The sequence below is a fragment of the Pseudomonas sp. DCB_AW genome (genome assembly GCF_026240895.1).
GTDB lineage: Bacteria > Pseudomonadota > Gammaproteobacteria > Pseudomonadales > Pseudomonadaceae > Aquipseudomonas > Aquipseudomonas kermanshahensis.
The window spans coordinates 41,110-66,039 of the sequence record NZ_JAPFCE010000011.1; the positions used below are offsets into that span (position 1 = coordinate 41,110).

Sequence of the window (24,930 nt, forward strand, 5' to 3'; positions counted from 1 at the left end):
ACAAGGAACACCCATGAACGCAGCATTGAACAAGGGACCGGCCCAACGCGCGCCGTCCTATTACAGCGCCACCCTCAATGACCACACGCAATACCCGACCCTCAAGGGCACCGTGCACGTCGACGTGGCCATCATCGGGGGTGGGTTCACCGGCGTGGCCACCGCCGTGGAATTGGCCGAGCGCGGCCTGAAGGTGGCCATTGTCGAAACCAACCGCATCGGCTGGGGCGCCAGTGGGCGCAATGGCGGCCAGGTGACCGGCAGCTTGTCGGGCGACGAAGCCATGCGCACGCAAATGCGCGATCGCCTGGGCAGCGAGGTGGATGATTTCATCTGGCACCTGCGCTGGCGCGGGCACCAGGTCATCGAGCAACGGGTGGCACGCTACGGCATCGACTGCGACCTCAAGCGCGGCCACCTGCATGCCGCGATGAAGCCGTCGCACTTGAACGAACTGCGCGGTTTCGCGGCCGAGGCGGAGCGTCGCGGCATGGGCGATCAGGTCGAGATGCTCGACCGCAGCGCCATGGCCCAGCACCTGCAGAGCCCGCTGTACCTGGGCGCCTTGAAAAACCGCCGCAACCTGCACCTGCACCCGCTCAACCTGTGCCTGGGCGAGGCCCGCGCCGCCCACAGCCTGGGCGCGTTGATCTTCGAACATTCAGAGGTGCTGGACATCGTCCACGGCCCGCGCCCGGCAGTGGTGACCGCCGAGGGGCGCATCGAAGCCCGCCAGGTGATGCTGGCCGGCGATGTCTACCACAAGCTGGAGCAACGCAAGCTCAAGGGCAAGATTTTCCCGGCCATGGGCGGCATCGTTACCACTGCGCCGCTGGGTGAACTGGCCGAGCAGATCAACCCGCAGGACCTGGCGGTGTATGACTGCCGCTTTGTCCTCGACTATTACCGCCTGACCGCCGACAAGCGCTTGCTGTTTGGCGGCGGCGCCAACTACTCCGGGCGTGATTCACGCGACATCGAAGGTGAACTGCGGCCCTGCATCGAACGCACCTTCCCGGCGCTCAAAGGGGTGCCGATCGAGTTCCAGTGGAGTTGCGCCATGGGCATCGTGGTCAACCGCATCCCGCAACTGGGCAAGCTCTCGGACAATGTCTGGTACTGCCAGGGTTACTCCGGGCATGGCATTGCCACCAGCCACATCATGGGCGAGATCATGGCCGAAGCGCTGACCGGGACACTGGCGAAGTTCGACACCTTTGCGCAGTGCAAGCACGTGCGGGTGCCGATGGGGGACTTGCTGGGGAATCCGCTGTTGGCGGCAGGGATGTGGTACTACCAGATGCTCGAGAAATTGCGCTGATTTCGCCGGCCCTTTCGCGGGCAAGCCCGCTCCTACAGTGAAATACCTGCAGGAGCGGGCTTGCCCGCGAAGGGCCAGCAAAGCCAGCCCAGAATACAGGCTCAAGCGATCTTCTTGAGCCCTTGCTTCTTCAGCTCTTCATCGCGCAACTCACGGCGCAGGATCTTGCCCACGTTGGTGGTCGGCAACGTATCGCGGAACTCGATGTAGCGCGGCACCTTGTAGCCGGTGACGTTGGCACGCATGTGCTCCATCACCTGCTCCTTGGTCACGGTCATGCCCGGCTTGACCACGATGAACATCTTGATCACTTCGCCCGACTTTTCGTCCGGCACACCGATGGCCGCACACTGCAGCACACCTGGCAAGCCGGCCAGCACGTCTTCCAGCTCATTGGGGTACACGTTGAAACCGGAGACCAGGATCATGTCCTTCTTGCGGTCGACGATGCGCATGTAGCCGTCCGGCTGGATCAACGCGATGTCGCCGGTCTTGAGCCAACCCGCGCTGTCGAGGATCTCGGCAGTGGCGTCCTCGCGCTGCCAGTAGCCCTTCATCACTTGCGGGCCCTTGATGCACAGCTCACCCACCTCGCCCAGCGGCAGTTCATTGCCACTGTCGTCGATGATCTTGCACAGCGTCGAAGGCACCGGAATACCGATGGTGCCAACCTGGTTGGCCTCGGACGGGTTGACGGCGGCCACCGGGCTGGTTTCGGTCATGCCGTAACCTTCGCAGATGGCGCAACCGGTAACGGCCTTCCAGCGCTCGGCCACGCTCAATTGCAGGGCCATGCCGCCAGACAAGGTGATTTTCAGCGCAGAGAAGTCCAGCGCGCGGAACCCCTCGTTGTTGCACAGGGCGACGAACAAGGTGTTGAGGCCAACGAAGCCGCTGAATTTCCACTTGCTCAGCTCTTTGACCATCGCCGGCAAATCACGCGGGTTGCTGATCAGCACGTTGTGGTTGCCGATCAGCATCATCGCCATGCAATGGAAGGTAAAGGCATAGATATGGTAAAGCGGCAGCGGTGTGATCAGGATTTCGCAGCCTTCATGCAGGTTCGAGCCCATCAGCGCCCGGCATTGCAGCATGTTGGCCACCAGGTTGCGGTGGGTCAGCATCGCGCCCTTGGCCACGCCCGTGGTACCGCCGGTGTATTGCAGCACGGCGACATCATTGGGTTGCGGGTTGGCCTCGGTGACCGGCTGGCCCTTGCCCAGCGCCAGGGTGTCGTTGAAGCGCACAGCACGCGGCAGGTCATAGGCCGGCACCATCTTCTTGACGTACTTGATCACACTGTTGATCAGCAGGCGCTTGAGCGGCGGCAGCAGGTCGGCCACTTCGGTGACGATGACATGCTTGACCTGGGTCTTGGGCACTACTTTTTCGGCCAGGTGGGCCATGTTGGCCAGGCACACCAGCGCCTTGGCACCGGAATCGTTGAACTGGTGCTCCATCTCCCGCGTGGTATACAGCGGGTTGGTATTGACCACGATCAGCCCTGCACGCATGGCGCCGAATACCGCTACCGGGTATTGCAGGACGTTTGGCAGTTGCACGGCAATGCGATCACCCGGTTTCAGGTCGGTGTGTTGCTGCAGCCAGGCGGCAAACGCCCCCGACAGCGCATACAGTTCGCCATAGGTGATAGTCTTGCCCAGGTTGCTAAAGGCCGGTTTGTCGGCAAAGCGTTGGCAGGATTGCTTGAGTACCGCCTGGATATTGGGGAATTCGTCAGGATTGATTTCCGCCGTAATCCCGGCTGGGTATTTATCCTTCCAAAAATGTTCGATCATGGAAGCCCACTCCTTCAGCAACAGCGAAGTTCGATTCACGCGTCGATGCGCTTATTATTGATATGTGATGGCGGCTCATTGCAAACCGGATCATCTGAAAGCGGCCCGAGAGTAACAGCTTTGCCAGGGGTCGCCTAGAGGCCAAAACAGGCCTCACGGTCACAAAAATGACTCAATGAACGATACAAGTCATTTTTAGAGTATTTATCCAAAATGTCGCAAAACGGGCCAAAAGGCCCGTTCCAGAGGTATCCTGCACCGCTATCAAGCGATGTCACGTAACTCGCGCCGCAAGATCTTGCCCACTGGTGTCATCGGCAACGACTCGCGCAGCACGATGTGCTTGGGCACTTTGTAGCCGGTGAAATTGGCTTTGCAGTACGCCTTCAGCTCATCGACGCTCAAGCCGCCCTCGCGCGGCACCACGAACAGTTTCACCGCCTCGCCAGAACGCTCGTCCGGCACACCGATGGCCGCGCAGTTGGCCACCTGCGGATGGCCCATGATCACGTCCTCGATTTCGTTGGGGTACACGTTGAAACCCGAGACGATGATCATGTCCTTCTTGCGGTCGACGATGCGGGTAAAGCCATCCGGGTCGATCACCGCGATATCACCCGTCTTCAGCCAGCCTTGTGCGTCCAGGGTCTGCGCAGTGGCCTCGGGTTGCTGCCAATAGCCCTTCATCACCTGCGGCCCCTTGATGCACAGTTCACCCCGCTCACCCACCGGCAGCTCGTTGCCGTCGTCGTCGATTACCTTGAACGCCGTACCTGCCACCGGGATACCCACCGTGCCCAGCCGCGCCAACTGGCCATAAGGGTTGGTACTGGCGACCGGCGAGGTTTCGGTCAGGCCATAACCTTCGACGATGCGGCAGCCCGTGAGGCTCTCCCAGCGCTCGGCGGTGGCCTTGACCAGCGCGGTGCCACCGGAGTTGGTGACCTTCAGCGCAGAAAAATCCAGTTGCCGGAAGCCGGGGTGGTCCATCAGCGCGACGAACAGCGTGTTGAGCCCCAGCAGGCCGGAAAAACGCCACTTGCCCAACTCCTTGATGAAGCCGGCAATGTCCCGCGGGTTGGTGATCAACACATTGTGGTTGCCGGTGACCATCATGCACATGCAGTTCGCGGTAAAGGCATAGATGTGATAAAGCGGCAGCGGCGCGATCATCACCTCCTGGCCTTCTTTGATCATCTTCTGCCCGTCTGGCCCATGCTGCGAGAAACACGCCAGCACTTGGAGCATGTTGGCCACCAGGTTGGCATGGGTGAGCATCGCGCCTTTGGCCAGGCCGGTGGTGCCGCCGGTGTATTGCAGCACGGCGATATCGTCCAGGCTAAGCGGCACCGGCTTGTGGCTGAGCGAGCGGCCCTCGCGCAGCACCTGCTTGAATGACACCGCCTGGGGCAATTGATAGGCCGGCACCATCTTCTTCAGTTTGTCGACCACGGTGTTGATCAGCCAGCCCTTGGCGGCGGGCAGCAGGTCGCCCATCTTCGCCTCGATCAAATACTCGATACCGGTATCGGGCAGCACCTCCTGCACGCGCTTGCCGAACATGTTCAGGTAAACCAGCGCGCGGGCGCCGGAGTCCTTGAACTGGTGGCGCATTTCACGCTCGGTGTAGAGCGGGTTGGTGTTGACCACGATCAGCCCGGCACGCAACGCGCCGAAGACCGCGATCGGGTACTGCAGGACGTTGGGCATCTGCACGGCGATGCGGTCGCCCGGTACCAGGTCGGTGTGTTGCTGCAGCCAGGCGGCGAAGGCTGCCGAATGGCGCTCCAGCTCGGCGTAGGTCAGGGTCACGCCCAGGTTGCTGAACGCCGGGCGGTCGGCGAAGCGCTTGCAAGAGCGCTCGAACACCTCGACGACGGAGGTGTAGGCATGGATGTCGATGGTGGAAGGCACGCCCGCCGGGCGCTTGTCATTCCAGAAGTCGGCTTGCATTTATTATTGTTCCTCTGCCTGGACCTGCTGCGGGGGGTGTAGCGGGTCGTTTAGTCCTTTGACCTGATCGCCAATGGCAAACAGGCGTTTAACCGACGTTAGCAGGTAAGCCCAAGGCGGCATATACGCCAAGCTCCGCCATTAACATTGTGAATCTTATTTGTGCCCTTCCTGCAATCCAGCCGGTTGCGCATACACTGTGCTCGTACCCCCCGCGCAAAGGACCGGCCATGCCCCACGACGCCTTCTGGCTGCCCGCCAGCGAGCATTGCAGCCTGTACGTACACCAATGGCTGCCGGCCACGCCGGTCAAGGCCGTGGTGCTGCTGGCCCATGGCATGGCCGAGCACGCCGGGCGCTACCAGCGCCTGGGCCATGCGCTGAGCGAGGCCGGCTTCGCCCTGTTCGCCCCCGACCTGCGCGGCCACGGGCGCACCGCCGAACTGGGCAGCCTCGGCCTGTTCGCCCGCCATCATGGCTGGAATGCCGTGGTCAATGACCTCGGCTTGCTCGCCCAGCACATCGGCCAGCAATACCCCTGCACGCCGCTGTTCCTGTTCGGCCACAGCATGGGCAGCTACATTGCCCAGGCGTACCTGCTGCACCACAGCGCCAGCCTGCACGGGGCGATCCTCAGCGGCTCGAACTTCCAGCCCGCGGCGCTGTACCGCGTGGCGCGGCTGATTGCCCGGGTCGAGGCCTGGCGCCAAGGGCCGCTGGGCAAGAGCGCGCTGATCGAGTGGCTGTCGTTCGGCTCGTTCAACAAAGCCTTCAAGCCCAACCGCACCGCCTTCGACTGGCTGAGCCGCGACCCTGGCGAGGTGGACCTGTACGTGAAAGACCCCCTGTGTGGCTTTCGCTGCAGCAACCAGTTGTGGCTCGACCTGCTGCAAGGCTTGGCGCAGATCAGCCAGGCAAGTAACCTCGCGCAGATCGATCCGAACCTGCCCCTGCTGGTGATTGGCGGTGAATGTGATCCGGTCAGTACCGGCAAGCGTCTCACCCATCTGGCCGACGCGTTACGCGCGACCGGCAACCAGCATGTACAGCTGCGCATCTACCCAGAGGCACGGCACGAAGTGCTCAACGAAACCAACCGTGACGAGGTCACCGCCGATATTCTCGGCTGGCTCGAACAGGCGCTGGCCCTTGGCCGCCCTGCGCGCAGTGAATGATAGCCGCCCTCGCCCACCGCTTAAGGAAGCCCCGATGTCCCAGGTCACCAACACGCCTTACGAAGCCCTTGAAGTCGGCCAGACAGCCAGCTATGAAAAGTCTGTGGAAGAACGTGACATCCAGCTGTTCGCCGCGATGTCCGGTGACCACAACCCGGTGCACCTGGATGCCGAGTTCGCGGCCAAGAGCATGTTCCGTGAGCGCATTGCCCATGGCATGTTCAGCGGCGCGCTGATCAGTGCGGCGGTGGCGTGCACGCTGCCTGGCCCTGGCACCATCTACCTGGGCCAGAAGATGAGCTTCCAGAAGCCGGTGAAAATTGGCGACACCCTGACCGTACGCCTGGAAATCCTCGAAAAGCTGCCCAAGTTCAAGGTGCGGATCGCCACCAATGTGTACAACCAGAATGATGAGCTGGTGGTCGAGGGCGAGGCCGAGATCCTGGCGCCGCGCAAGCAGCAGACGGTCGAGTTGGTATCGCCACCGAATTTCGTGGCCAGCTGATTTCAGCGCGGGTTTCTTCGCAAGGCCAGCCCCTTGATTGAGTGGGAGCGGGCTTGCCCCGCGAACACCGGCGAAGCCGGTGCCCTGCACCGCGTGAACCCTTCGCGGGGCAAGCCCGCTCCCACAGGGGCAGTACTGCCCGCTCATTTCAGGGCCTGGAGCCGCCGCTCGATATGCCGCCGCTCCGGCGCCTGCCGGGTCAACGCCAACGCCTGCTGCCATGCCGCACGGGCCTCTTCGACATGGCCCAGTTGAGCATGCAACTCTGCCCTTGCCGCATGCGCCAAGTGATAGTCGTGCAGCTCACCCGCCGCCAGGATCGCTTCAACCTCTGCTAACCCCACCTGCGGCCCATCCCGTTTCGCCAGCGCCACTGCCCGGTTCAGCGCGACCACCGCCGACGGCCAATGCCGTTGCAACACGTCATACAGCCCGACGATCTCGTCCCAGTCCGTGTCATCCGCCGTGGCCGCCTCGGCATGCACCGCGGCTATCGCCGCCTGCACGGTATAGGCGCCATAGCCGCGGCTTCGCAGGGCGTGGCGCACCAGCTCACAGCCTTCTTCGATGCGCTCACGGTCCCACACGCTGCGGTCCTGCTGTTCAAGCACCACCAGGTTGCCCTGCGCGTCGATGCGCGCACGCTGCCGCGATGCCTGCAACAGCATCAGCGCCAGCAAGCCGATCACCTCCGGGTCTGGCAGCAATTGCCCCAGCAGGCGGCCGAGCCGGATCGCTTCGTCTGTCAGGTCCTGCTGCAGCAAGACGTCGCCGGACGAGGCCGAATAGCCTTCGTTGAACACCAGGTAAATCACCCGCAACACGCTCTCGAGGCGCTCGGGCAACTCATCGAGCGCCGGCACCTGGTAGGGGATGCCCGCGTCGCGGATCTTGGCCTTGGCGCGCACGATGCGTTGGGCGATGGTTGCCGGGCTTTGCAAAAACGCCCGGGCAATCTGCTCGGTGGTCAGGTCACAGACCTCGCGCAGGGTCAGCGGCACCTGCGCGTCGGCGGCCAAGGCCGGGTGGCAGCAGGTAAAAATCAGCCGCAGGCGATCATCGCTGAGCAACGCTTCTTCGCTGGGGTCTTGCACCTGGCCTTCCAGCAGCATGATCAGGTCCGCCTGAGAGCGGTCGAAGCGGGCACGTCGGCGCAACGCATCAATGGCCTTGAAGCGGCCGGTCGACACCAGCCATGCCCGAGGGTTAGCGGGGATACCATCGCGCTGCCAGCGCTCAACAGCGATGAAGAACGCATCGTGCATGGCCTCCTCCGCCAGGTCGAAGTCGCCCAACAAGCGGATCAAGGTCGCCAGGATGCGCCGCGAATCGCGACGGTACACCGCCTCGACTTCGGCGCGCACCTGCGCCAGCCCTGCCATCAGTCCGGCATCCGCTGGGTCACCACCTCCACCAGGCGGTCCAGGCTTTCTCCCCAGCCTTGGTGGAAGCCCATTTCTTCATGGGCTCGGCTGTCGGCGGCGCTCCAATGCCAGGCGCGGGCGGTGTAACGGGTCTTGCCGTGCTCCTCGTCGAAGGTCACCACAGCGGTCATGAACGCTTTGTCAGAAGGTACCCAGCCCGGCCCGAAGGCGTCGGTAAACACCAGGCGCCTCGGCGCGGCAATCTCCAGGAACACGCCCTGGGTCGGGTACTCGGTGCCATCCGGGGCCCGCATCAGGGTGCGGAACAGGCCACCGACCCACAGTTGCATTTCGCATTCCGGGGTGGTCATGCCGTGCGGCCCCCACCATTGCATCAGCCACTGGGGCTCGGTCCAGGCGCGGAACACCTTGGCCGGGGGCGCGTCGATCAATCGGCTGATGGACAACTCGTGCTGCGCTTGCGCAGGGTGTGCAAGGCTCATGCTGGTGGTTCTCCGTGAGTGTCAGGGTTGCAGTTCGCGCACAGGTCGCACTTCAACGCTGCCGACCCTTGCGGCGGGGATGCCTTTGGCGATGTTCAGCGCCTCGTTCAGGTCTCGGGCATCTACCAGATAAAAGCCGGCCAGTTGTTCCTTGGTTTCGGCGAACGGCCCATCGGTGAGGCTCATGTGCCCACTGCGCACACGCACCGTGGTGGCGGTTTGCACCGGCTTGAGCGCCTCGGCCGCGAGCATGCGCCCAGCGCCCTGCAACGCCTCGGCATAGGCCATGCATTCGGCGTCTTCCGGGCTGTCGGGCAGGCTGTGCAGCAGCCCTTCGTCACAATAGACCAGGCACAGGTATTTCATGGTCGCCTCCAGGGCATTGGCAAAGTGCGTTTGGCGATATCAGATCAGGGCTTCAGATCGAACAGGGCTTTTTGCGTTTCCATATCGAACGGTGCCGACCAGTGTTCATGGATGACTTGCCATTGCCCGCCCTGGCGACGATAGCCGACCGTGGCGCGCATGAAGCCGCATTGGCTCTCGTCGTCCGACGGGCCGCAGCGGTTCAACCAGTGCGCCAGGCCCAGGTCGCCGTCGGCGTATACGGTGAGCTCGGCCAGCTCGAAGATCATCGGGCCGGTGCACAGGCCCATGCACATTTCCCAGTGGGCCTGGTAAACAGCCTTACCTTTGAATTGCAGGGTTTTGATGGCATCGAAGGCGACGATGTCGTCGGCATAGGGCGCAGTGATGCCGGGGATGTCACGGTCGCGCACGGCCTGCATCCAGCGGTCGATCAATTGGCGGAGTTCGTTTTCGGTTGCGGTGCTCATCGGGGGGGCCTCCGATCGTTTGTCAGTTTGGGCACAGGTGGGGCCTGTGCTTTCAACTGTTAGTCGAACGGTAGCGGCGGAAATCGACAGGCCGGTGAAAATAAATGGGCTTGAGGTTGGGTGAGGGCTACCAGGTGTTCGCCTCGGGTTATTTAGCGCCTGGGAGATCGAGCGCCGCCCGCGCGGCGCTTCGCAGCACAAGGCTGCTCCCACATCTGTTTCCGGCCAGTAAAGCCTATGAGAGAGGCGCGCGACCGCCTTGTTTGTTCGACTCGATATCGTGTCAGGCGCCTAGGGACCGCGCGCTAATGCCTCAGGAATAATTGGCCCGAAACAGATGTAGGAGCAGCCTTGTGCTGCGAAGCGCCGCGCGGGCGGCGCTCGATCTCCCAGGCGCTGAAAGACCCAAGGCAAGCACCCTGCCTCAAACCCCAGGGCTGGCGAGAATGAACTCGCGATACCCCGAAACAATCACGTAAACCGCGAAATAGCAGAAAATCGCCGCCGACAGCAGGTACGACCAGGTCAGCAATCGATCCCCCAGCAATCGCCCTCCGTGGCTGGCAATGCCGCACAGGCTCAGGCACCAGACCAACCCCGCCGCAAAAAAGCCGCTGAGGAACAACCCGGCCTCCAGCAAGCTGCCACCACCGGATCGGGAAATCAGCACCCCACCGACCGCCGCGAACCACAAAATCGCGGTGGGTGAGGACATGGCCAAAAAGATCCCACGCAAGAACTCGCGCCAGCCCGACTCCACCACCACGTCTGCCCGCGTGTCCATGTGCCCGCCGCGCCACGCCGCCAGCAGCATCTTCACTGCGAACCACACCAGCAGCGCAGAACCGCCCAGCCACAAGGTCCAGCGCACGCTTTCAAACTGCAGCAGCACGGTCATCCCGGCCAGTGCGGCAACGGCATAGATCAAGTCCCCCACACAGGTCCCCAGCCCCAGCCAGAAACCTTTGAGAAAACCACGCTGCATGGCCAAGGTGATCATGGCGATGTTGGCGATGCCGATGTCCAGACACAGGGACAGGCTGAGGAGAAAACCATTGGAGAAAGGCATTGAGCACTCGATGACCGGCCAATTAAGCGCCGTAGAGCCTGCCACGAGTGATCAGGGGATGGGAAGAAGAAGTGTTCGATCAGGCAAAGGCCGCCTGCTCGAATACCTCATCCGCCCATTGGTTCAGGCTCTTGCCGGCGGCCCGGGCGGCAATGCTGGCAGCCGCGTGGACTTCTGGCCGGATACGCAGCATGACCTTGCCTGATGCCGGCTTTTCAGGGGTGATGCCCTGTTCTGCACAATCGGCGAGATAGTCCTCGAGCGCTTCACGGAAGGCTTCATGCAACTCAGGAACGGAGCTTGCGTGAAAGCTGATGATGTCGCGCATGCCAAGCACGCGACCCACAAAAATGTCGTCACGCTCATCGTATTCGATTCGGGCGGCATAGCCCTTGTAGCGCATGCAACTCATAGGCTGACTCCTGCCAAGTGCTATCAAAAGACGATAGCACTTATTGCGTGTCATTCAGGATTTTTCATCACCCGCCAGCACCCGCGCATAACGCGCGCGATCCACGTTCGCCCCGCTCAGCACCACGGCCACCCGCCGGCCCACTTGCCGCTCGCGCTCCTGCATCAACGCCGCCAGCGCCGCAGCGCCCGCACCTTCGGCGGTGTTATGCGTGGCCTCGTGGTACACGCGCATGGCTTCGGCGACTTCACTGTCACTCACCCGCACGATGCGCGCGGCATGCTCGCACACCAAGGCGAACGCCTCCGGGTGCGGTACCCGGCAGGCCATGCCATCGGCGAAGGTGTCGGCAGTGGCAGTGGTGACGATGCGCCCGCGCTCGAAGCTTTGCGCATAGGCATCGGCCGCGCTGGACACCACCCCCACGATCTCGGTCTTCAACCCCAGCAGGTTGCGTGCCTGGATCAGCCCGCAGATGCCCGACCCCATGCCGATAGGCACGTATACACAGTCCAGCTCAGACACGGCCTCGAACAGTTCCAAGGCATAGGTGGCTACCCCGCGCACCAGCTCCGGGTGAAACGACGGCACCATCATGTAGCCCAATTCGTCAGCCAGCCGGGCCGCCTCTTCCCGGGCCACATCAAAATCAACACCGTGCTCCACCAGCTCGGCACCCAGGGCGCGCATGGCGGCGTTCTTCTCGGTGGAGTTGCCTTCGGGCACGACGATCACCAACGGTATGCCCGCCTGGCGTGCAGCCAGTGCCATGCTCTGGCCGTGGTTGCCGCGCGTGGCGGTGACCAGGCCACGGGGCGGCGCGCCATCCGCCAGCAGCGAACGCACGTAGACCAACCCGCCGCGCACTTTGAACGCCCCGGTGGGCGCGTGGTTTTCATGTTTCACCCACACTTGGCAGCCCAGCCGCTCGGCCAGCAAAGGCCAGGCGTGCTGGGGCGTTGCGGGCACATGCTGGTGAACGAAATCGGCGGCTTCGCGCAAGGCTTTCAAGTCGAACATGGCGATCATCCCTCATCGGTAGGTGGTTGATCCGATCCTAAGCGCCGGGCATTGTATGGGTACAACCTTATATTGCATGGGTAGCAATTTCGTGTGGATCCCAACGCTTGTAGATGATGACCAACCCCGCTACCTGGCCTTGGTCGATGCGATTGCCGACGCCATCGAGCGCGGCGAGCTCAAGGTCGGCGACCGCCTGCCACCCCAACGGCGCCTGGCCTGGAAGCTCGACCTCAACCCCAGCACCACCCAGCAGGCCTACCGTGAAGCTGCCGCGCGCCACTTGGTGGCAGGTGAAGTCGGCCGCGGCACCTACGTGCTGGCGGGCAGCAAGGAAGCGACGCTGTTTCGGCTCAAGCACCACGATGGGCAACAGCCGTTGATCGACCTGTCGACCAACGTCCCGGTGGCCGACCCGCACAATCAGGACCTGCAAAGCAGCCTGCGTCACCTGCTGGAACGGCACGAGAGTGGCCTGCTGGATCATTACCTGGGGCCCGAGCAGTTACTGCTGGGCCGCATTCATGGCGCGCAATGGCTGGCCAATCGCGGCTTGGCCCTGCCCCCGGACGCACTGCTGCTCAGTAGCGGTGCGCAACAAGCTCTGACCCTGGTGCTGCAGTCGTTCTGCCAGGCCGGTGAGCCGGTCATGCTCGAAGCCTTGACCGCACCCGGCATCAAGGCGGCCTGCCGACAGTTGCGCTTGCCCGTGCATGGTGTGGCGTTGGACAGCCAAGGCCTGCGCCCCGACGACCTTGACCGCGTCGCCCGCGCCAGCGGTGCCCGTGTGCTGGTGACCACACCCACCCTGCACAACCCTACCGGCGCCTGCATGGATGACGCTCGCCGCGAAGCGCTCGCTGCGGTCGTCAAACGCCTGGGGCTGCTGGTGATCGAGGACGATGTCTATGGCGCACTCAGCGACAGGCCGCCGCTGTACCCCCTGTTGGGCGAGCAAGGGATTTTCATCAGTAGCTTGTCCAAGACCGTGGCTGCCGGGTTGCGCCTGGGGTGGATCGTGGCCAGCCCACAGCTGCTGGCACAGGTCGACCCGCATGCCCAAGCCAGCCACTGGCCTGTATCGCCGTTGAACCTGCACATCGCCTGCCAGTGGATCGAAGACGGTACGGCTGCGCGGCGGCTGGCCTGGCAGCGGGCGGAAATTACCGAGCGTTGGCGCCTTGCGCGAAGGCTGCTGGGCGATGGCCTGCACAACACAGCGCAGCCTTCACCCCACGCATGGTTGGCCACACCGCAGGGTGCGGAGGGGGTGGTAAGACGGTGTCGCGAGCAGGGTGTGGAAATCGTCCCGGCCAGTGTCTTCGCCATTGGTGCGACCGAGGTGCAGGCGGTGCGTATCAGCCTGTCGGCGGCGGCTAGCCGGGCCGAGCTGAAACGCGGGCTGGAGGTGGTGCGCCAGGTAATGTCCAGCCCATGACACCGAGGCCGGCCTGGCCACCTCTTCGCGACGGCTCGGCGCGAAGAGGCGGTTGGCGTTGCAGTATCAACCCTGCTGGCAACCCTCGCCCATGGCGCGGTACTGAATGGTGTGCACCTGGCCTTGGTGGTCTTCGTAGGTCATGGTCGCAGGCACTACTTCGCAGACATTGGGGATGGTCGACAGGTTGATGACCCGTTTGATATCCAAGTTCATGGAGTAGTCGTATTGCTGGGCCACGGGCTCGTTGGAGACAGGTTTGACCTCATCGGCGAGGGCGAACGAGGACATACCGACCAATGCAAGAATCAGTAATGGTTTCATGTGGGTTTGCCTATAACGCAATCAAGCTGATCGATTGACTTCTAATGCCGTCACTGGCGCGGAGAAGTTGTCATCGACTGCAAAGATGACACGAAGTACCGATCCCGCTTCGTCGTACTGCTGGTGGGATGAGTAAAAGTCTACTCCCGGTTTGCAATAGTTGAACCCCGAAGTCGGATATTCACCCTTGCCGGTTTTGCAACAATCTGCGACATAATGGGTTAGGAATAGTGGGCTAGAGCCTCTGGCACGTACCTGCCCAACTTGGCTGTTTAAACACGGGATACACGCCATTTCTGATTATCTGCATTGCTCCGAGTTGTCGGACACGGAGCGTCGCCTGCTCGATCACTTCTACCGCCAGCACGGCTCCCCCATGCGCGCAGCACGTGATGCTGCACTGTGGGTGGCGCGGGCCAGCGGCATCATTGCAGGCATGAGCCTGACCGCTGTCGGCGATGGCTTCTGGCTGACCGGGCTATTCGTCGCCCCGCCACAGCGTGGCCAGGGTATCGCCGGGCGGCTGATCGACAGTGCGTTGGCGCATGCGGCTGGGCCGACCTGGCTGTTTTGCCACCCCGACCTTGTGCCCTTCTACCAGCGCCTGGGCTTCGACGAGGCGCAAACGCTACCCGAGCCCCTGGCCGCGCGCTTGCAGCGCTACCAACGCAGCAAGCGCCTGGTGGCCTTGGTGCGCGGTCAGTCGTCGCTCGCGTCCAGCCCGGGGAACAGCACCTCGGTGTAACCGAATTTGGCGAAATCCTGGATGCGCGAGGGGTACAGCCGGCCGATCAGGTGGTCGCACTCGTGCTGCACCACACGCGCATGGAAGCCATCGGCAAAGCGGTTGATCGGGTTGCCCTGAGGGTCGAGGCCTTCGTAGCGAATGTGCTGGTAACGCGGTACTACACCGCGCAGGCCAGGCACCGACAGGCAGCCCTCCCAACCGTCCTCGACCTCGCTCGACATCGGCGTGATCAGCGGGTTGAGCAGGATGGTCTGCGGCACTGGTTCGGCATCCGGGTAACGCTCGCTGCGTTCGAAGCCGAATATGACCAGTTGCAGGTCGATGCCGATCTGCGGCGCAGCCAAACCCACTCCCCCGACATGGCGCATGGTCTCGAACATGTCGTCGATCAGTTGCTGCAGTTCAGCGCTGCCGATCATCTGCGGGGGCACGGGCGGGGCGATGCGCAGCAAGCGTTCGTCGCCCATCTTGAGAATGTCACGGATCATCGGGGATTCGGCTCGGTGGTTTGCGGCTCGACGGGGTGTTCATGGCCGAGCACAGTGATGGTTTCCTTGGGCATATCGCCGTCGAAATCCTTTTCGCCAGGGTTCTTGCCCTCGGCCGACATGTGTTCGATCACGGCGTTCATTTCCGCGCCAAGCAACAGCACGGCGGCAGAAATGTAGAAATACAGCAACAGCACGATGATTGCACCGATGCTGCCATACATGGCGTTGTAATCGGCAAAGGTTTTCACGTAGTAGGCAAAGCCCAGGGAGGCGACGATCCACACCACCACGGCCAGCACCGAGCCTGGGGTGATGAAGCGAAACTTCTGCTTAACATCGGGCATCACGTAATAGATCAACGCCACCGCCACCATCATCAGGATGATGATCGCCGGCCAGCGCAGGATGGTCCACACCGTGACGATGACTTCCTGCATGCCGACCTGGGCGGCAATCCACTCCATCACTTGCGGCCCCAGCACCATCAGCGCGGCGGCGGCCAGCAGCATGACGGCGATGCCCACGGTGTAGAAGATGGACAGCGGTATGCGCTTCCATACCGGGCGGCCTTCGGGTACGTCATAGGCGGCGTTCATGGCGCTCATCATCAGCCGCACACCTGCCGAGGCAGTCCACAGGGCAATCACGATACCCACCGACAACAGCCCACCCTTGGACTGTTGCAACTGGTCGATCACCGGGTTCACCTGTTCAAGGGCCTGGGGCGGCAGCACCAATTCTGATTGCAGGCGCAGCCAGGAAAAGAAATCCGGCAAATGCAGGAAGCCGATCAGGGCAATCAGGAACAACAGGAAGGGGAACAGCGAAAACAGCATCTGGTAGGCCAGCGCGGACGCATAGGTGGACATCTCGTCGTCAAGAAACTCTTTGACGGTGCGCACCAGCACGCGGTGCAAGGGCAAACCTTGCAGGGCGGAAAAAATCATAGCGTCTCCTTTCGCCGCTCGATCGATACAACAGACAAGTCTAATAGACCACGCCGTTGCTGTACTGCTCCCGAGGGTTTAAAAGAAAATGCCTACGTTAAACACAATCCTTGTAGGAGCAGCCTTGCGCTGCGAAGAGGCCCGTAGCAACTTACATAATAGTCATTGCTATCACTGGCCTCTTCGCAGCACAAGGCTGCTCCTACAGGGCGACGCCTACACCCTGGTGAACAGGGCAGGATGCATCAAGGCTTTTTCACAGCGTCCTTCACATCGCCTTTGATCTGCTGGGCTTCACCCTTCAGTTCCTGCGCCTTGCCTTCGGCCTTGAGCTTTTCATTGTCGGTCACTTTGCCGATGCCTTGTTTCACGTTACCGATTGCTTCGTTGGCCAAGCCTTTCGCTTTGTCTTTAGTACCGCTCATGGCAAAACTCCTGCAAATGGAGACACGTGAACCGTGTCGACAGTCTGTGGACCTGAGGCCCTTCGCAAGAGTTTCAACCAATTTGCCACGATCAAGCCGAGCGGCAAATCTGCGGGCGAATACCGCACCAATTCCCGCCAACCACCTGCGCAGGGCCCACTGCCTGCCCTAGAATCCCCGCATACGACCGCCTGTAATAAAAACAACGACTTATCGGAAAACCCGCCCCATGCGTTTGATGCCTGTGCTCGTGGCCATGCTGCCACTGCTCCCCCTGCCTGCCCTCGCCGCCTCGCCGGCCGTCACCGAAGCCCTGCGCGTCGAGCGCTATGCCGATGACGGCCAACCCGGCAGCCTGCGCTGGGCGATCGAGACCAGCAACCAGAACCCCGGCCACTACCGCATCGAGATTGCCGCGGTGGGCCAGGCGCCCTATGTGATTAAACCCACGCGCGCGCTGCCTGAAATTAAAGGCCCGGTGAGCATCACCGGCCTGGCTTGGGCCCGCGACGGCCAGTACATCGCCATCGACGGCTCGGGCTATATCAAAGACCAGGGCGTGCACACCTGCCCCGGCGCCCTGCCCGGCCAGTTCGGCACCAACGTACGCACTACAACCCACCCGGGCCTGGTGCTGCGCGACACCCAAGGCGTGCACCTGAGCGGCCTGGAAGTGCGCAACTTCTGCATCGGCATTCTGGTCAACCGCGCCAGCGGCAACGTCATCGAAGACAACCGCGTCATCGCCAACAAAGGCGGCGCCGGCATCATGCTCACCGGTGACGACGGCGCCGGTAACCCCACCGCCACCAGCACGGTCAACAACAAGGTGCTGCGCAACCAGTTGATCGACAACGGCGACGGCCTGGAGCTGACGCGTGGTGCGGCCTTCAACCTGGTGGCGGACAACCTGTTCCGCTCCACACCGGCCAACCCCGAGCCGTCCCAGGGCATCGAGATTCTGCTGGGCAATGACAACACGGTGGTGCGCAACCGTTTCGAGCACTACTCGGACGGCCTGCAGATCAACTGGGGCAACCGCAACTACCTGGGCGCCAACACCTTCACCGGTAACTCGATCGGCGTCAGCGTCACCGGCGAAGGCAACATCCTCGATGGCAACCTGATCCACGGCAACCGCATCGGCGTGGCCTTGCGCCCAGAGCCGAGCGTCACCGCCACACGCCTGAGCGCCAACCGCATTTGGAATAACAGCCAGGACATCCGCCGCTGCGAGGCCGGTGGCTCCTGTGTGCCGAACCAGCGCACCGGCGCCATCGTCTTCGGCGTGCCGGCGCAGGCGCATGCGTTGTATGTAGGGTCGCGCGGGGTGGGTGCGGAGCTGGCGAAGAAGGACCAAGCGATCATCTGCGATGCCAAGGGCGAACCCAAGCCTTGCCAACCGTTGCCTAACCACAACCAGCAGCCTCCTCGGCTGATCGCGCTTGAGGGGAATGTGATTCGCGGCGAAGTGCAGGGGCCGGCGTCGAGCCTGTTGCGCGTCGAGTTGTTCGGCAATGCGCAGGCTGCGGGCAGCGAAGCGGAGCAGTATCTTGGGGACGTGCTGGTGAACAGCGATGCCCAGGGGCAGGCGCGGTTTGCCCATCCGCTGGAGAATATCGGCGGGTTGCGCAGCTTTACCGCGACAGTGACCACTGCCGATGGGGCCACTTCCGAGTTGAGCCGGCCGGTGAGTCGCTGAGGCAAATGGCCTCTTCGCGGGGCAAGTCGGATCGCCGCACCGCCGCTCCCACAGGTACTGCAATGTTCTCAAGGACGGTGTAGTACCTGTGGGAGCGGCGGTGCGGCGATCCGACTTGCCCCGCGAAGAGGCCGGCCCAGGCAAAGCAACTGGCAAACCTTGCTCAGCTAACCGCCACCCCTCACAATGCAGGCCTTATCACGCGTCAACCCGCAGGAACCTGCATGAAACTCGACAAACCCGCCGCCATCGCCCGGCGCAACGAAGCACTGGCCCGGCCCGTGCTGACCAGCAGCAACACCCTGTTCGCCATCCTCGACCCCAAACGCAACCTGTGGTGGTTCGAAGTGCCGGTAGCGCTGTTGGGCAAAGGCCAGCCCGATTGGGTCAACCTGCTGCTGCACACCCCGGACAGCGATGAACTGCAGCACCTGAAAGTACCGACCAACTTCCTCAAGGCTCACCTGGAGCAGATGGAAGTGCGCAAGCCGGGCAAACGCCGTTCGACCATCAGCCTGGCCCTGAGCGCCGACCGCGACTCGCTGCTGCGCGACACCCGCCCGGGTGGCGAGCAGCTGGACTTCCGTACGTTCGTGCAGGCCTGATCAGACCCGCTCGATGCGATCGTCATGGATGACGATGCGGCCTTGCTTGAACAACGCACCAATGGCCTTCTTGAAGTTGCCCTTGCTGACGTTGAACAACTTGGTGATCACTGCCGGGTCGCTCTTGTCGCACACCGGCAGCACACCGCCTTCGGCGTCCAGCCGCGCCATGATCTGCTCCTGCAGGCTGTCAGCCAGGGCCGCGCCCACCGGTTGCAGGCTGAGGGCGATTTTGCCGTCGTGGCGGATTTCCTTGATGAAGCCCTTCTCGTGCATCCCCGAACGCAGGAACTTGAACACCTCGTTCTTGTGGATCAGGCCCCAGTGGCGGTTGTTGATGATCGCCTTGAAGCCCATCGGCGTCTCGCCGGCCACCAGTAGCTCGACCGGCTGGCCGACCTGGTAATCGGCCGGGGTACGGTCCAGGTAGCGGTCCAGGCGCGCGGTCGCGGTGATGCGGCGGGTACGCTTGTCGAGGTACGCGTGCACCACGCAGTAGTCGCCGATCTTCAGTGGCCGCAACTCTTCCGAGTAAGGCATCAGCAGGTCCTTGGACAGGCCCCAATCCAGGAAGATACCGGCACCATTGATGTCCTTGACCTTGAGGCTGGCGAACTCACCGACCTGCACCTTGGGCTTCTCGGTGGTAGCAATCAGCTGGTCTTCGCTGTCCAGGTAGATGAACACGTTCAACCAATCGTCTACCTCGGTCTCGGCGTTCTTCGGGATGTAACGCCCCGGCAGCAGGATCTCGCCATCGGCGCCGCCGTCCAGGTAGAGGCCGAATTCCACGTGTTTAACGATTTGCAAACTGTTGTAACGCCCAAGCAGAGCCATTTCCGATGTTCCTCAAGACAAGACGGCTATTCTACACCTGAAGCCACCGTACTGCCCGACCGCTGATTCGGTGGAACCGTCATCTTCCCCCTTGCGTCTACCGACTGGCCAGCCACTGCAAGGATCAGCACATGCCTCGACGCCTGCTCAAGCCCCTGCTCATCACCGTCGCGCTCGCCCTGGCCCTGGTCGCGTGCAGCCGCATCGACCTGGCCTACCGCAACCTGGACCGCCTGGTGCCGTGGTCGCTCGGTGACTACCTGGACATGAACCGCGACCAAAAGGTGCTGCTCGACGAGCGGCTCAGGCAGCACCTGGCCTGGCATTGCAAAACCCAACTGCCCAGTTACCTCGACTGGCTGGACCGGGTGCGGGCCATGGTCGCCGAAGACCAGGTGACTGACCAGGCGTTGCAGCAGCGCACCCGCGAAGCGCGCGAGGCGATTGGCCGGGTTGCCGAAGAAATCACCCCCTCCGCCACCGAACTGCTGCGTGGCATGAGCGACGCGCAGGTGGCGGAAATGCGCGAGGCGTTCCGCGACGACATCAGCGAACGGCAAAAGCAGTATGTCGATACGCCTCTGCCCAAGCAGATTGCCCGCCGCGCCGAGCGCATGGAAAAACGCCTGACGCCGTGGCTGGGTGAACTCAACGCAGCGCAACGGCTACGCGTGCTGACCTGGTCACAGGCGCTGGGCGATCAGAACCGCCAGTGGATCGCCAACCGTGCCCACTGGCAGCAACAGCTGGTGCTGGCGATGGACCAACGCAGCGATGCCAGCTTCGAACCGCGCCTGGCGCAGTTGCTGCAGCGTAAAGAGAGCCTGTGGACCCCGGAATACCGCATCGCCTACCAGAACACCGAGCTGCAAGCACGCAGGTTGCTGGTCGACCTGATGCACTTGAGCACCCCGGAGCAGCGTCAGCAACTGCAGGCGCGATTGAGCAAGGTGCGCACCGATTTCAGCGAGCTGAAATGCCTGAAGGGCTAAAACCCCAGACGTGCGTGGCGCTGATAGTTTGCGGCCGCAGCGCAGCCCCAGGGGTTACCGCACCTTGCGCCGATACGGGAACACATCGATCACCTTCCCGTCGCGAATCGTTGCCTGCAAACCCTTCCAGTAATCCGCGTCATACAACTCACCATGCAAGCGGCTGAACAAACGCCGCTGGCCCATATCGGCAAACAGAAACGGCGGGAACTCTTCGGGGAACACGTCATGCGGCCCGATCGAGTACCACGGCTCGCCTGACATCTCGTCTTCCGGGTAGCGCGGTGGCGGTATATGGCGGAAGTTCACCTCGGTCAGAAAACAGATTTCGTCATAGTCGTAAAACACAACCCGGCCATGGCGGGTGACGCCGAAGTTTTTCAGCAACATGTCACCGGGGAAGATGTTCGCCGCCGCCAGTTGCTTGATGGCCAAGCCGTAATCCTCCAGCGCTTCGAGCACTTGGCCTTCGCTGGCGTGCTCCAGGTAAAGGTTGAGGGGCGTCATGCGCCGCTCGGTCCAGCAGTGGCGGATCAGCACCGAGTCGCCTTCCAGGGCGACCGTGGACGGCGCCACTTCCAGCAGCTCGGCCAGGCATTCTGGTTCGAACTTGCTACGCGGAAAGCGAAAATCGGCGAACTCCTGGGTATCGGCCATGCGCCCTACCCGATCGACGCTTTTCACCAGGCGGTATTTGTCGATCACGGTGGCACGGTCAACGGTTTTCGACGGTGAGAAGCGGTCCTTGATGATCTTGAACACGGTATTGAAGCCCGGCAGCGTGAACACGCTCATGACCATCCCCCGCACCCCAGGCGCCATGATGAAGCGGTCGTCACTGTTGGCCAGGTGGTTGATCAGTGCCCGGTAAAACTCCGACTTGCCATGCTTGTAGAAACCGATCGAGGTGTACAACTCGGCAATGTGCTTGCCGGGCAGGATGCGCTTGAGGAAGTTGACGAATTCCGCCGGCACCGGCACATCGACCATGAAATAAGAGCGGGTGAAAGAGAAGATGATCGACACCTCCGCCTCGTCGGTGATCAGCGCATCGGCCTCGATGCCATGGCCTTCGCGGTGCAACAAAGGGATCACCAGCGGCCACTGCTCGTCGCGGGTGTACAGGCGGCCGACCAGGTAGGCGCCCTTGTTGCGGTACAACACCGGCGAAAACAGCTCGACCGCCAGGGCCGGGTCCTTGCACACCCAGTCCGGCAGGCATTCGCGCAGTTGTTCTTCCAGCCGTGTCAGGTCGCCCTCAAGGTCACCATAGGGCACATCGAACGGGTAATCGGCGAAGATCGCCCGCAGCAGGCCCTTGAGCCCGTCCTCAAGCTGATAGGTGCGGGTTTGCGCCGCGCGCTCGTGGCTGCGCAGGGAAGGCCGGGTGGTGTGGATGAACATGCAGCCGTCGCTGATCTGGTCATGGCTGAACAGGCTGCAGAACAGCGAGTTGTACCAGGTCTCGGACAACTCGTCGTCGAGCCGTGGGTCGATCAGGTGGATGTAGGCGCTCTTGACCAGCGGCCACTGCTCCACATCCAGCAGCACCTCATCGGCAACGCTCTGCCGTAGCCGGCCGTTGGCCTCGGCCACCTTTTCTTCATAGAGGTTGATACGCGCCGCCGCTGCGCGCTGGATGTCTTGCCAGCGCGCCTGCTCGAAGCGCTCACGGGCGCCGAGGGTGATGCGCCGAAAGTGTTCGCGGTAGTCATCGAAGCCATCGAGGATCATCCGGGCGATTTCGCTGGCAGGCCAGTGCTGGGACATGCAGGGCATCTCGGTGCAGGGTGAGAGATACAGCTTAGCCGGTCCACAGCCCGCCTAGATTCACAGCGCAAGAAAGCACAAGAATCCCACTCCCCCCTGGCGTAAACTCGCGCCCTGCCCAGAACCCGGAGACCGTTGTGACCCCCATTGCCCTAGCCCGCCTGCTGACCCTTGCCGCTGTCTGGGGGGCGAGTTTTTTGTTCATGCGCATCATCGCCCCCGAACTCGGCACCGTGCCGACCGCGTTTTTCCGCGTGTCGATCGCCTGCCTGGGCCTGGTCGCCATCGTCGCCGCCGCGCGGGTACGCTGGGACTTCCAAGGCAAGCTCGGCGCCTGCCTGGTGCTGGGCATGATCAACTCGGGCATCCCCGCGACGTTCTACTCCGTGGCCGCGCAAGTACTGCCAGCTGGCTACTCGGCGATTTTCAACGCCACCACACCACTGATGGGCGTACTGATCGGCGTGCTGTTCTTCCGCGAACCGATGACCTTGCCCAAGCTCTGCGGCATCTTCCTGGGCCTGTTCGGCGTCGGCATCCTCAGCGGCGCTGGCCCCGTCGCGCTGGACCTGGCCTTGCTGCAAGGCGCCCTCGCCTGCCTGGCGGCCACCACCTGTTATGGCTTCGCCGGCTTTCTCGCCCGCCGCTGGGTCAGCGGCCTGGACAGCCGCCTCTCGGCCCTGGGCAGCATGCTCGGCGCCACGCTACTGCTGAGCCCGCTGTTCGCCTGGAGCGCCTTGGCCCAGCCCCCCGCCAGCTGGGGCGGCTGGCAGGTGTGGCTGTCGCTGCTTGGGTTGGGCCTGCTGTGCACCGCATTCGCCTACATCCTGTACTTCCGCCTGCTCGAAGAAATTGGCCCGGTCAAGGCCAGCACCGTGACCTTCCTGATCCCGGTATTCGGCGTATTGTGGGGGGCATGGTTGCTGGATGAACCGCTGTCGATGGCGCACCTGTACGGCGGTGTGCTGATTGGCGCGGCCTTGTGGCTGGTGCTGCGGCCGACGCGCCATTGAAGCGGGGCACACGATGAACAGTGCATACAAGAAGGTGTTGTTCCGCCTGGTACAGGACGCAGACGGTTACCCGCCGGCCTCGGTCGAGGGCCTGTGGGCCAAGGCAGTCGACGGCGGCTACCAAGTCGATGGCATCCCGTTCTATGTCTACGGCATTGCGCCGGGCGACATCATCGACACCCGGGAGGACAGCGGTGAAACCTGGTTCGACAGCTTGCGCATCAGCAGCGGCCGCTCGGTGTTCCGGGTGATCGTCAAGCCACCGGAAACGCTCGACCAGGTGCGCGCAGCCCTGCAAGACTTTGGCTGCAACTGCGAAGCAGAACAGGCGGTGAGGATGCTTGCCGTCGAAGTCCCCTCGCAGCGCGCGCTCGACACCTTGCTCTACTACCTGCTGACCCAGCGCGAAGCCGACCTGCTGGACTTCGAGGAAGGCGTGCTGCGGCACACCATCCCCGAAGAGTTTCGCTAGCGCGCTACGCTTACGCCTCCGCCAACCGCGCAGCCGGCTTGCGGAACACGAACAGCAAGCCCACCACGATCAGCCCCATCCCCAGCAGGCTCAGCGCTGCCAAACGGTTACCGAAGATCAGGAAGTCCATCACCGCAGTCACCGCAGGCACCAGGTAGAACAGGCTGGTGACATTGACCAGATTGCCCTTGGCGATCAGGCGATACAACAGCAGGGTCGCCAGCAACGACACCACCAGCCCCATCCACAGCAATGCACCGACGAAGCCGCCGGTCCACTGCACGTGCAACGGCTGCAAGGGGGCGAACAACGCGCACAGGGCAAACCCTGCCAGGTACTGCAACGGCAAGGTGCCCATGGGGTTGTCGGTGATGCGTTTCTGCAGGATCGAACCCAAGGTCATGCTGCCCAGCGCCAGCAGCGCGAACAGCATGCCGGCCAGGGACACCCCACCCAGGTTGATGCTTTGATAGACCACCATCACCAGGCCAGCAAGGCCCAGCCCCAGGCCGAACAGCCGGCTCCAGGAACGCTGACGCTCCATCAGTACTACGGTGAGGATCGGCTGCACCCCCATCACCGTGGCCATCACGCCAGGGGTGACATGGGTATTGAGCGCCAGCAGATAGAAGATCTGGTAGGCCCCCAGCAACACGCAGCCGGTGCCCAGGGCGCGCAACACCGCCCCACGACTGCGCGGCCAACGCAGGCCCAACAAGGGGCCGATCATCAACAGGCCCGCAAGGGCCAGCGCCGAGCGCAATAACAGGAAAGCGAACGGGCTGGCGTGCGCCAGGCCCAGCTTGGAGACGATTGCCCCGCTGCTCCACAGCAGGACGAACAGGCTGGTGGTGGCCGCCGAGGCCACGGATGCTTTGGAAATGACAGACATGTATTGCCACCTTTCGGGCGAATGAGCCGAACGGAGGGCGTACGCTTCAGCGAGGGAAGTAGCCGACCGTGTTCAGTAGGTTGCGAGTGCGGTGGGATGCGGCCAGAAGCCGATCAGCCCAGCACGACCACGCAAGGAGGCGGAGCTACGCCGCCTACAACGCCACTGACAGGTGGTGGGTAGTGACTGATCATGGCCGGCTGCTGGCTACCACGCACGACCTCGCCCGCGACTGGCGCGATGGCAAAGCATGAGGTGGAAGGGATGGCTGGCATGAACAGGTCTTCAAGATGAGATCAATGGCCTGGACTATAGCC

Annotated in this window: 26 protein-coding genes; 10 read left to right on the forward strand and 16 right to left on the reverse strand. The window is 62.7% G+C overall.

Annotation, left to right across the window (positions count from 1 at the left end; genetic code table 11):
- Window positions 1-13: 13 nt before the first annotated feature.
- Window positions 14-1,321: an FAD-binding oxidoreductase gene (locus OO306_RS09530; RefSeq protein WP_265968486.1), complete on the forward strand. Its 1,308-nt coding sequence runs from the start codon at window positions 14-16 to the stop codon at window positions 1,319-1,321.
- Window positions 1,322-1,422: 101 nt separating this feature from the next.
- On the opposite strand, the gene fadD1 is transcribed toward OO306_RS09530, so the two are convergent.
- On the reverse strand, window positions 1,423-3,120 hold the full coding sequence (fadD1, locus tag OO306_RS09535) for a long-chain-fatty-acid--CoA ligase FadD1 (protein WP_027593151.1): 1,698 nt from the start codon (window positions 3,118-3,120) through the stop codon (window positions 1,423-1,425).
- Between the two features lie 264 nt (window positions 3,121-3,384).
- Window positions 3,385-5,073 (reverse strand): long-chain-fatty-acid--CoA ligase FadD2, encoded by a 1,689-nt coding sequence (gene fadD2, locus OO306_RS09540; RefSeq protein WP_085272463.1) that lies wholly within the window; start codon window positions 5,071-5,073, stop codon window positions 3,385-3,387.
- Window positions 5,074-5,303: 230 nt separating this feature from the next.
- On the opposite strand from fadD2, the gene OO306_RS09545 reads away from it, so the two are divergent.
- Window positions 5,304-6,248 carry an alpha/beta hydrolase gene (locus tag OO306_RS09545; RefSeq protein ID WP_265968487.1) on the forward strand — a complete coding sequence of 315 codons (945 nt, stop codon included), beginning with the start codon at window positions 5,304-5,306 and terminating at the stop codon, window positions 6,246-6,248.
- Window positions 6,249-6,282: 34 nt separating this feature from the next.
- Complete coding sequence (locus OO306_RS09550; protein WP_265968488.1) at window positions 6,283-6,753, forward strand: MaoC family dehydratase; 471 nt, start codon at window positions 6,283-6,285, stop codon at window positions 6,751-6,753.
- A gap of 143 nt (window positions 6,754-6,896) precedes the next feature.
- On the opposite strand, the gene OO306_RS09555 is transcribed toward OO306_RS09550, so the two are convergent.
- From OO306_RS09555 to OO306_RS09585, 7 genes are all read right to left on the reverse strand, one after another.
- Window positions 6,897-8,135 (reverse strand): RNA polymerase sigma factor, encoded by a 1,239-nt coding sequence (locus OO306_RS09555; protein WP_265968489.1) that lies wholly within the window; start codon window positions 8,133-8,135, stop codon window positions 6,897-6,899.
- Window positions 8,135-8,620, reverse strand: a complete 486-nt coding sequence (locus OO306_RS09560; RefSeq protein WP_027593156.1) for an SRPBCC family protein — start codon at window positions 8,618-8,620, stop codon at window positions 8,135-8,137. Before OO306_RS09560 ends, OO306_RS09555 begins: the two co-directional genes overlap by 1 nt.
- A gap of 21 nt (window positions 8,621-8,641) precedes the next feature.
- Window positions 8,642-8,986 (reverse strand): YciI family protein, encoded by a 345-nt coding sequence (locus OO306_RS09565; protein ID WP_027593157.1) that lies wholly within the window; start codon window positions 8,984-8,986, stop codon window positions 8,642-8,644.
- Window positions 8,987-9,030: 44 nt separating this feature from the next.
- Window positions 9,031-9,456, reverse strand: coding sequence for a nuclear transport factor 2 family protein (locus tag OO306_RS09570; protein WP_265968490.1), 426 nt, complete (start codon window positions 9,454-9,456; stop codon window positions 9,031-9,033).
- Window positions 9,457-9,880: 424 nt separating this feature from the next.
- On the reverse strand, window positions 9,881-10,525 hold the full coding sequence (locus tag OO306_RS09575; protein WP_027593159.1) for a LysE family translocator: 645 nt from the start codon (window positions 10,523-10,525) through the stop codon (window positions 9,881-9,883).
- Window positions 10,526-10,604: 79 nt separating this feature from the next.
- Window positions 10,605-10,937 (reverse strand): type II toxin-antitoxin system HicB family antitoxin, encoded by a 333-nt coding sequence (locus OO306_RS09580; protein WP_008098794.1) that lies wholly within the window; start codon window positions 10,935-10,937, stop codon window positions 10,605-10,607.
- 54 nt (window positions 10,938-10,991) lie between these two features.
- Window positions 10,992-11,957 (reverse strand): threonine dehydratase, encoded by a 966-nt coding sequence (locus OO306_RS09585; RefSeq protein WP_027593160.1) that lies wholly within the window; start codon window positions 11,955-11,957, stop codon window positions 10,992-10,994.
- A 76-nt stretch (window positions 11,958-12,033) separates the two neighbouring features.
- Between OO306_RS09585 and OO306_RS09590 the strand changes: the two genes are divergently transcribed.
- Window positions 12,034-13,395: a PLP-dependent aminotransferase family protein gene (locus OO306_RS09590; RefSeq protein ID WP_265968491.1), complete on the forward strand. Its 1,362-nt coding sequence runs from the start codon at window positions 12,034-12,036 to the stop codon at window positions 13,393-13,395.
- 66 nt (window positions 13,396-13,461) lie between these two features.
- Here OO306_RS09590 and OO306_RS09595 read toward each other — a convergent pair whose 3' ends face one another.
- Window positions 13,462-13,719, reverse strand: coding sequence for a DUF2790 domain-containing protein (locus tag OO306_RS09595; RefSeq protein ID WP_027593162.1), 258 nt, complete (start codon window positions 13,717-13,719; stop codon window positions 13,462-13,464).
- 340 nt (window positions 13,720-14,059) lie between these two features.
- On the opposite strand from OO306_RS09595, the gene OO306_RS09600 reads away from it, so the two are divergent.
- Window positions 14,060-14,464 (forward strand): GNAT family N-acetyltransferase, encoded by a 405-nt coding sequence (locus OO306_RS09600; RefSeq protein ID WP_323055827.1) that lies wholly within the window; start codon window positions 14,060-14,062, stop codon window positions 14,462-14,464.
- Here OO306_RS09600 and def read toward each other — a convergent pair.
- The 3 genes from def to OO306_RS09615 form a co-directional block, all read right to left on the reverse strand.
- Window positions 14,419-14,955: a peptide deformylase gene (gene def, locus OO306_RS09605; protein WP_027593164.1), complete on the reverse strand. Its 537-nt coding sequence runs from the start codon at window positions 14,953-14,955 to the stop codon at window positions 14,419-14,421. The two genes, OO306_RS09600 and def, sit on opposite strands and share 46 nt — an antisense overlap.
- Window positions 14,952-15,905: a YihY/virulence factor BrkB family protein gene (locus OO306_RS09610; RefSeq protein ID WP_265968493.1), complete on the reverse strand. Its 954-nt coding sequence runs from the start codon at window positions 15,903-15,905 to the stop codon at window positions 14,952-14,954. The genes def and OO306_RS09610 overlap by 4 nt, the downstream gene beginning before the upstream one ends.
- A 245-nt stretch (window positions 15,906-16,150) precedes the next feature.
- Window positions 16,151-16,330 (reverse strand): CsbD family protein, encoded by a 180-nt coding sequence (locus OO306_RS09615; RefSeq protein ID WP_099430165.1) that lies wholly within the window; start codon window positions 16,328-16,330, stop codon window positions 16,151-16,153.
- A gap of 229 nt (window positions 16,331-16,559) precedes the next feature.
- Between OO306_RS09615 and OO306_RS09620 the strand changes: the two genes are divergently transcribed.
- Both OO306_RS09620 and OO306_RS09625 read left to right on the forward strand, forming a co-directional pair.
- The gene (locus OO306_RS09620) at window positions 16,560-18,032 is read left to right on the forward strand and encodes a nitrous oxide reductase family maturation protein NosD (RefSeq protein WP_265968494.1); all 1,473 of its coding nucleotides are present in this window, start codon (window positions 16,560-16,562) and stop codon (window positions 18,030-18,032) included.
- A gap of 224 nt (window positions 18,033-18,256) precedes the next feature.
- Window positions 18,257-18,637: a hypothetical protein gene (locus OO306_RS09625; RefSeq protein ID WP_027593168.1), complete on the forward strand. Its 381-nt coding sequence runs from the start codon at window positions 18,257-18,259 to the stop codon at window positions 18,635-18,637.
- Here OO306_RS09625 and OO306_RS09630 read toward each other — a convergent pair whose 3' ends face one another.
- Complete coding sequence (locus OO306_RS09630; protein ID WP_027593169.1) at window positions 18,638-19,474, reverse strand: S1 RNA-binding domain-containing protein; 837 nt, start codon at window positions 19,472-19,474, stop codon at window positions 18,638-18,640.
- A gap of 131 nt (window positions 19,475-19,605) precedes the next feature.
- Between OO306_RS09630 and OO306_RS09635 the strand changes: the two genes are divergently transcribed.
- Entirely contained in the window at window positions 19,606-20,466 is an 861-nt protein-coding gene (locus OO306_RS09635) for a DUF6279 family lipoprotein (protein ID WP_265968495.1), read from the forward strand.
- A gap of 54 nt (window positions 20,467-20,520) precedes the next feature.
- Here the strand turns inward: OO306_RS09635 and aceK are convergent, their stop codons facing one another.
- Window positions 20,521-22,236, reverse strand: coding sequence for a bifunctional isocitrate dehydrogenase kinase/phosphatase (aceK, locus tag OO306_RS09640; RefSeq protein ID WP_265968496.1), 1,716 nt, complete (start codon window positions 22,234-22,236; stop codon window positions 20,521-20,523).
- A 137-nt stretch (window positions 22,237-22,373) separates the two neighbouring features.
- Here aceK and OO306_RS09645 point away from each other — a divergent pair, with 137 nt between their 5' ends.
- The gene (locus OO306_RS09645; protein ID WP_099430169.1) at window positions 22,374-23,249 is read left to right on the forward strand and encodes a DMT family transporter; all 876 of its coding nucleotides are present in this window, start codon (window positions 22,374-22,376) and stop codon (window positions 23,247-23,249) included.
- A 13-nt stretch (window positions 23,250-23,262) separates the two neighbouring features.
- Window positions 23,263-23,721 carry a DUF4265 domain-containing protein gene (locus tag OO306_RS09650; protein WP_027593173.1) on the forward strand — a complete coding sequence of 153 codons (459 nt, stop codon included), beginning with the start codon at window positions 23,263-23,265 and terminating at the stop codon, window positions 23,719-23,721.
- Window positions 23,722-23,731: 10 nt separating this feature from the next.
- On the opposite strand, the gene OO306_RS09655 is transcribed toward OO306_RS09650, so the two are convergent.
- On the reverse strand, window positions 23,732-24,613 hold the full coding sequence (locus OO306_RS09655) for a DMT family transporter (protein WP_186681965.1): 882 nt from the start codon (window positions 24,611-24,613) through the stop codon (window positions 23,732-23,734).
- Between the last annotated feature and the right edge of the window lie 317 nt (window positions 24,614-24,930).

Coding starts and splice junctions, on each gene's coding strand:
- OO306_RS09650 (WP_027593173.1), top strand. CDS start 23,263: ATGAACAGTGCATACAAGAAGGTGTTGTTCCGCCTGGTACAGGACGCA.
- OO306_RS09545 (WP_265968487.1), top strand. CDS start 5,304: ATGCCCCACGACGCCTTCTGGCTGCCCGCCAGCGAGCATTGCAGCCTG.
- OO306_RS09590 (WP_265968491.1), top strand. CDS start 12,034: ATGGGTAGCAATTTCGTGTGGATCCCAACGCTTGTAGATGATGACCAA.
- OO306_RS09635 (WP_265968495.1), top strand. CDS start 19,606: ATGCCTCGACGCCTGCTCAAGCCCCTGCTCATCACCGTCGCGCTCGCC.
- fadD2 (WP_085272463.1), bottom strand. CDS start 5,073: ATGCAAGCCGACTTCTGGAATGACAAGCGCCCGGCGGGCGTGCCTTCC.
- OO306_RS09615 (WP_099430165.1), bottom strand. CDS start 16,330: ATGAGCGGTACTAAAGACAAAGCGAAAGGCTTGGCCAACGAAGCAATC.
- OO306_RS09530 (WP_265968486.1), top strand. CDS start 14: ATGAACGCAGCATTGAACAAGGGACCGGCCCAACGCGCGCCGTCCTAT.
- OO306_RS09550 (WP_265968488.1), top strand. CDS start 6,283: ATGTCCCAGGTCACCAACACGCCTTACGAAGCCCTTGAAGTCGGCCAG.
- OO306_RS09585 (WP_027593160.1), bottom strand. CDS start 11,957: ATGTTCGACTTGAAAGCCTTGCGCGAAGCCGCCGATTTCGTTCACCAG.
- OO306_RS09625 (WP_027593168.1), top strand. CDS start 18,257: ATGAAACTCGACAAACCCGCCGCCATCGCCCGGCGCAACGAAGCACTG.
- OO306_RS09570 (WP_265968490.1), bottom strand. CDS start 9,456: ATGAGCACCGCAACCGAAAACGAACTCCGCCAATTGATCGACCGCTGG.
- OO306_RS09610 (WP_265968493.1), bottom strand. CDS start 15,905: ATGATTTTTTCCGCCCTGCAAGGTTTGCCCTTGCACCGCGTGCTGGTG.
- fadD1 (WP_027593151.1), bottom strand. CDS start 3,120: ATGATCGAACATTTTTGGAAGGATAAATACCCAGCCGGGATTACGGCG.
- def (WP_027593164.1), bottom strand. CDS start 14,955: ATGATCCGTGACATTCTCAAGATGGGCGACGAACGCTTGCTGCGCATC.
- OO306_RS09565 (WP_027593157.1), bottom strand. CDS start 8,986: ATGAAATACCTGTGCCTGGTCTATTGTGACGAAGGGCTGCTGCACAGC.
- OO306_RS09595 (WP_027593162.1), bottom strand. CDS start 13,719: ATGAAACCATTACTGATTCTTGCATTGGTCGGTATGTCCTCGTTCGCC.
- OO306_RS09575 (WP_027593159.1), bottom strand. CDS start 10,525: ATGCCTTTCTCCAATGGTTTTCTCCTCAGCCTGTCCCTGTGTCTGGAC.
- OO306_RS09555 (WP_265968489.1), bottom strand. CDS start 8,135: ATGGCAGGGCTGGCGCAGGTGCGCGCCGAAGTCGAGGCGGTGTACCGT.
- OO306_RS09630 (WP_027593169.1), bottom strand. CDS start 19,474: ATGGCTCTGCTTGGGCGTTACAACAGTTTGCAAATCGTTAAACACGTG.
- OO306_RS09580 (WP_008098794.1), bottom strand. CDS start 10,937: ATGAGTTGCATGCGCTACAAGGGCTATGCCGCCCGAATCGAATACGAT.
- OO306_RS09655 (WP_186681965.1), bottom strand. CDS start 24,613: ATGTCTGTCATTTCCAAAGCATCCGTGGCCTCGGCGGCCACCACCAGC.
- OO306_RS09620 (WP_265968494.1), top strand. CDS start 16,560: ATGCGTTTGATGCCTGTGCTCGTGGCCATGCTGCCACTGCTCCCCCTG.
- OO306_RS09560 (WP_027593156.1), bottom strand. CDS start 8,620: ATGAGCCTTGCACACCCTGCGCAAGCGCAGCACGAGTTGTCCATCAGC.
- aceK (WP_265968496.1), bottom strand. CDS start 22,236: ATGTCCCAGCACTGGCCTGCCAGCGAAATCGCCCGGATGATCCTCGAT.